At 68.5% G+C, this 5,391-nt stretch carries 4 protein-coding genes and 1 pseudogene; 4 read left to right on the top strand and 1 reads right to left on the bottom strand.

Annotated features, from left to right (window positions below; genetic code table 11):
* The 4 genes and pseudogenes from G3N61_RS37805 to G3N61_RS37790 form a co-directional block, all read left to right on the top strand.
* A pseudogene (locus G3N61_RS37805) lies at positions 1-193 on the top strand (hypothetical protein); the annotation flags it as partial.
* Between the two features lie 250 nt (positions 194-443).
* On the top strand, positions 444-1,994 hold the full coding sequence (locus tag G3N61_RS37800) for an NCS1 family nucleobase:cation symporter-1 (protein WP_205824972.1): 1,551 nt from the start codon (positions 444-446) through the stop codon (positions 1,992-1,994).
* A 22-nt stretch (positions 1,995-2,016) separates the two neighbouring features.
* Entirely contained in the window at positions 2,017-2,745 is a 729-nt protein-coding gene (locus G3N61_RS37795; protein ID WP_043179429.1) for an aspartate/glutamate racemase family protein, read from the top strand.
* Between the two features lie 61 nt (positions 2,746-2,806).
* Positions 2,807-3,988, top strand: coding sequence for a LysR family transcriptional regulator (locus tag G3N61_RS37790; RefSeq protein WP_205824970.1), 1,182 nt, complete (start codon positions 2,807-2,809; stop codon positions 3,986-3,988).
* Between the two features lie 240 nt (positions 3,989-4,228).
* Here the strand turns inward: G3N61_RS37790 and G3N61_RS37785 are convergent, their stop codons facing one another.
* Positions 4,229-5,170, bottom strand: coding sequence for an AEC family transporter (locus G3N61_RS37785; RefSeq protein WP_205824969.1), 942 nt, complete (start codon positions 5,168-5,170; stop codon positions 4,229-4,231).
* Between the last annotated feature and the right edge of the window lie 221 nt (positions 5,171-5,391).

Below are 5,391 nucleotides of genomic sequence, written 5' to 3'. Positions count from 1 at the left end.
GCCGCCGCTTTCGCCGCCGCTGCTGCCAGCCGCGCCGCTGCTCGGCGCAGCCGACGGCGCGGCCGACATGCCGCCCGTGGCGCTCGTGTCCGAGCTCGCGCCGCCGCTTTCGCTATCGCTCTTCTTCTGGCAACCCGCGCCTGCCGCCAGGCCCGCAATCAGGATGCCGGCGAAGACGGCTCGCGATACATGACGAAATGAATATCGCTGCATGACACCTCCGCTGATGTCGATGTGGATGGAGCCCGCAGGCGAGCAATTCGCGTGCCGCGCGGCCCCTCCAGCCGCCCGCCATCCATTCATTTTTCAAATGACGCCTAACCGAATATTTAATTTCCCATCACCGTTTCGGCCTTCCATACTCGCGAACAAATCCGAGACATAACGTCCACGGCGGCCGGGCCGGCGCAGCGTGTCCACGCTGCCGGTTTCGCGCCCCGCACATGGAAGGAGACAACGGCGTGCAACTGGAAGCCACCCACCGCCCGGGCCTCGTGCTCGGCGCGGACGACGCATCGCATCGAACCGATTCGGCCGCGCGCGACCCCGCGCTGAGCCCGCGGCTGCACAACCCCGACCTCGCGCCGACCAAGGCCGAGGGCCGGACGTGGGGCCGCTACAGCATCTTTGCGCTGTGGACCAACGACGTACACAACATCGCGAACTACTCGTTCGCCATCGGGCTGTTCGCGCTCGGCCTGTCGGGCTGGCAGATGCTCGCGTCGCTCGCGATCGGCGCGGTACTCGTGTACTGCTTCATGAACCTCACCGGCTACATGGGCCAGAAGACCGGCGTGCCGTTCCCGGTGATCAGCCGGATGAGCTTCGGCATCTACGGCGCGCTGCTGCCCGCGATGATCCGCGCGGTGATCGCAATCGCCTGGTTCGGTATCCAGACCTATCTCGCGTCGGTCGTGCTGCGCGTGCTGCTCACCGCGATCTGGCCGGGCCTCGCCGCATTCGACCAGAACGCGATCTTCGGGCTGTCGACGCTCGGCTGGGTCACGTTCGTCGCAATCTGGCTCGTGCAGATCGGCATCCTCACGTACGGGATGGAAATGGTCCGCAAGTACGAGGGGCTGGCCGGCCCGGTGATCCTCGTCACGACGCTGTCGCTCGCCGCGTGGATGTACAGCCGCACGGGCGGCCATCTCGCGATGTCGATCGGCAAGCCGCTGACCGGCTTCAAGATGTGGACGGAAATCTTCGCGGGCGGCTCGCTGTGGCTCGCGATCTACGGCACGCTGGTGCTCAACTTCTGCGATTTCGCGCGCTCGTCGCCGAGCGCGAAGACGGTGCGCGTGGGCAACTTCTGGGGCCTGCCGGTCAACATCCTCGTGTTCGCGACGATCAGCTTCGTGCTCGCCGGTGCGCAGTTCAAGCTGAACGGCCACATCATCCACAGCCCGACGGAAATCATCGCGACGGTGCCGAACAAGCTGTTCCTCGTGCTCGGCTGCCTTGCGTTCCTGATCGTGACGGTCGCCGTGAACATCATGGCGAACTTCGTCGCACCGGCCTTCGTGCTGACGAGCCTCGCGCCGCACCGCCTGTCGTTCCGCCGCGCGGGCCTGATCAGCGCGACGGTCGCCGTGCTGATCCTGCCGTGGAACCTGTACAACAGCCCGATCGTGATCGTCTACTTCCTGTCCGGCCTCGGCGCGCTGCTCGGCCCGCTGTACGGGATCATCACGGTCGACTACTGGCTCGTGCGCAAGCAGCGCGTGAACGTGCCCGACCTCTATACCGAAGCGCCGACCGGTGCCTATTTCTACACGCGCGGCGTGAACCGCAAGGCGCTCGCGGCGCTCGTGCCGTCCGCGCTGATCTCGATCACGCTCGCCGTCGTGCCGGCCTTCAGCGCGATGACGCCGTTCTCGTGGCTGCTCGGCGCGGCCATCGCGGGCAGCGTGTACTGGCTGCTGGCCGATCGCAATCGGCATTACGAGGAGCGCTCGGGCGAACCCATCGCGGTCGCCTGCGCCCAACACTGAAACACATGCATACGGAGTCGTAATGAGGATCCTGGTAGTCAACGTCAACACGACCGAGTCGATCACCGACGCGATCGCCGCGCAGGCGCAGGCCGCCGCGTCGCCGGGCACGGAGATCGTCGGGCTGACGCCGCGCTTCGGCGCGGAATCGGTCGAAGGCAACTTCGAGAGCTACCTCGCGGCCATCGCCGTGATGGATCGCGTGCTGAGCTACGACGAGCCGTACGACGCAGTGATCCAGGCCGGCTACGGCGAACACGGCCGCGAAGGCCTGCAGGAACTGCTGACGGTGCCCGTCGTCGACATCACCGAAGCGGCCGCGAGCATCGCGATGCTGCTCGGCCATCGCTACTCGGTCGTCACGACGCTCGACCGCACGGTGCCGCTGATCGAGGATCGCCTGAAGCTCGCCGGGCTCGATGCGCGCTGCGCGTCGGTGCGTGCAAGCGGCCTCGCGGTGCTCGAGCTCGAAGAGAACCCGGCCCGCGCGATCGAGTCGATCGTCGACGAAGCGCAGCGCGCGGTGAAGGACGATCACGCGGAAGTGATCTGCCTCGGCTGCGGCGGGATGGCCGGCCTCGACCGGCAGATCGAGGAATGCACGGGCGTGCCGGTCGTCGATGGCGTATCGGCTGCGGTCGCGCTCGCCGAGTCGCTGGTACGCCTGAAGCTGAAAACGTCGAAGGTCCGCACGTATGCGCCGCCGCGCCCGAAGCGGATCGTCGGCTGGCCGGGCACCTTCGCCAAATGACGCACCGCCGGCCCGCTGCTGCGTCTCGCTCGGGCACCGGGTCGCCGGGAGGTGGTTCGGCATGCGAGACACGCTAGACCCGAACGCCCTGCCCCGCGACGCGGCCGACGCCGCGGGCGCGCTCGACGTGCTCGATGCGCGGCTGATGCGCATCCTGCTCGTGCTGCTGACCGAGCGCACCGTGTCGCGTGCGGCCGTGCGCCTGAACATGTCGCAACCGGCGACGAGCGCCGCGCTCAAGCGCCTGCGCACGCTGCTCGGCGATCCGCTGCTGGTGCGCAGCCGCTACGGGATGGTGCCGACCGAGTTCGGCGCACGGTTGATCGACCCGCTGCGCAACGCGCTGCGCGTGATCGACTTCATCCGTATCCAGCAACCGACGTTCGACGCGCGCACGTCGGTGCGTACCTACCGGATCGGCTGCCCCGACTACCTGAACGTGCTGTTCGTGCCGAAGCTCGTCGCGCTGTTCCGTGAACGCGCGCCGAACGCGCAGCTCGTGTTCCATCCGCTCGGCGACGGCTTCGACGACGAGCGCGCGCTGGCCGACGGCGAGCTCGACGTCGTGATCGACAATCGCCCGGCGCGCTCGTCGCGGTTCCGGCAGGACGACCTGTTCGACGATCGCGTCGTGTGCCTGATGCGCGCGACGCATCCGCTCGCGCGGCGCGGCACGATGACGGCGGCCGATTTTGCCGAAGCGCCGCAGCTGTGCCCGACGCCGTCGTGGCTCGAAGCGTCCGGCGCGATCGACAAGCAGCTTGAACGCGTGGGCCTGCAGCGGCGGATCGTCGTCACGTTGCCGCACTTCGAGCTTGCCGCGCATGCGCTCGTGCGCACCGACATGCTGCTGACCACCACGTACCGGCTCGCGCGGCACTATGCGAAGCTGCTGCCGCTCGCCGCGGTCGCGCTGCCGGCGGAGCCGCCGGACATCGTGTACCGGATGACCTGGAACGAATCGGGCGCGTGCGCAGACGGCGTGCGCTGGCTGCGCGGGTTGATCGCGGAAGCGACGCGTGCCTGGCTCGACGCGGAGGCGATGCTGCCGGCTGTTGCGGCGGTAGCGGCCGGTGCGGTCGGTGCAGACGCGGACGCGCGGAACAGTACGCCAGCCGCAACCGATACGCCCGAACCCACACGACGCACGCGCCGCAGGCAGGCAACGCATTGCCATGCGTCGCATCCGCGGCGTGTCGCCCATGCGGCACGCATCCACCGCCTCGCGACCAAGTCGCATTGACCGGTGCGATCGACAGGCGCAACGACGGACCAATACGTCGATACGCGGCTCAGGCTACGTCGACAACCAGCACGGCAAAACAGCCGACCCCGAAGTGCTCGTCGACGTAGCTTGGGCCGCGAATCGGCGTGTCGTTTCGCCCGTCGATCGCACCCGCCAATTCAATGCAACTTCATCGCGAGGCGATTCGCAAGACGCGATATGCGCTGACGCGCCAAGCGCCTGATCGAACGCGCCATCTCACCCGTGCCGCGCGATCGCGAGCAGCACCGACAGCGACACGATCGACCCGAGCGTCGACAGCAGGATCGTGCGCGACGTCACCTGCGCTTCGCGCCCGTAGAACTCGGCCAGCATGTACGGCCCGGTGCCGGTCGGCAACGCGGCGAGCACGACGGCGATCTGCGCGAGCACCGGCGGCAGCGCGAACACCCGCACGCCGAGCCACCACGCGAGTGCGGGCTGCACGAACAGCTTCACCGCCGTCAGGGCGACGCTGCCGCGCGGCGCCGCGCCGGACGCCTCCCGCTTCTCCGCGAGAAACAGCCCGAGGCTGACGAGCGCGCAAGGGCTCGCGGCCCCGCCGAGCAGTTTCAGGAACGTATCGACCGGCGCGCCGAGCGGCACCTGCGCGGCCGACACGCAGACGCCGGCCAGCGGCGCGACGATCAGCGGGTTGCGCAGCAGCGCGCCGACCACCTTCCACATCAGCTTCAGCGGCGCGCGGTCGCGCTGCAGCCCGATCTCGATCAGCACGATCGCGCCGGCGAACAGCACGCACGCCACGAGGATGGTCGCGATCGTGGTCGGCGTGAGGCTGTCGGGGCCGAATGCGAGCAGGCACAGCGGGAAGCCGAGATAGCCGGTGTTCGGATACGACGCGGCGATCGCGTCGATACTCGCATCGGCGAGCCCGCGCCCCGCGAACAGGCGCCACGCGAGCACCCCGGCGAACACGAGCGCGCAGGTCAGCGCGAACGTCGCCACGAAGGCCGGCTGATACAGCTGGTGCCACGACGCGTGCGCCATGATCTGGAACAGCAGCGCGGGCAGCGCGAGCCAGACGACGAACCGGTTCAGTTCCGAGGCCGCAGCGGGCCCGAGTACGCCGCGCCGGCGGCACAGGAACCCAGCCGCGATCAGCCCGAACACGGGCAACAGAATCTCGATCGTCGATGACATCTTGAATACGCTGCGTGAAACCGGAACGCGCCAGCTTAATGGTTCCGCCGGGTCGCGTCCAATGCGCGGCGCATGCCGCGCCGTGCGTCACGCGCCGTCGCGCATCGGTTGCGTAAGCAACTTGTAGGCAACGACGGCCGCGACGAGCGCAAGCACGCCGCTCACCGTCAGCGCATCGGCGAACCCGCTCGCGAACGCGACGGGCGCCGCCTGCGCGAGCA

The sequence above is a fragment of the Burkholderia sp. Ac-20349 genome, assembly GCF_017104865.1.
GTDB classification, from domain to species: domain Bacteria; phylum Pseudomonadota; class Gammaproteobacteria; order Burkholderiales; family Burkholderiaceae; genus Burkholderia; species Burkholderia aenigmatica.
This window is presented reverse-complemented; position numbering and strand designations above follow the sequence as displayed.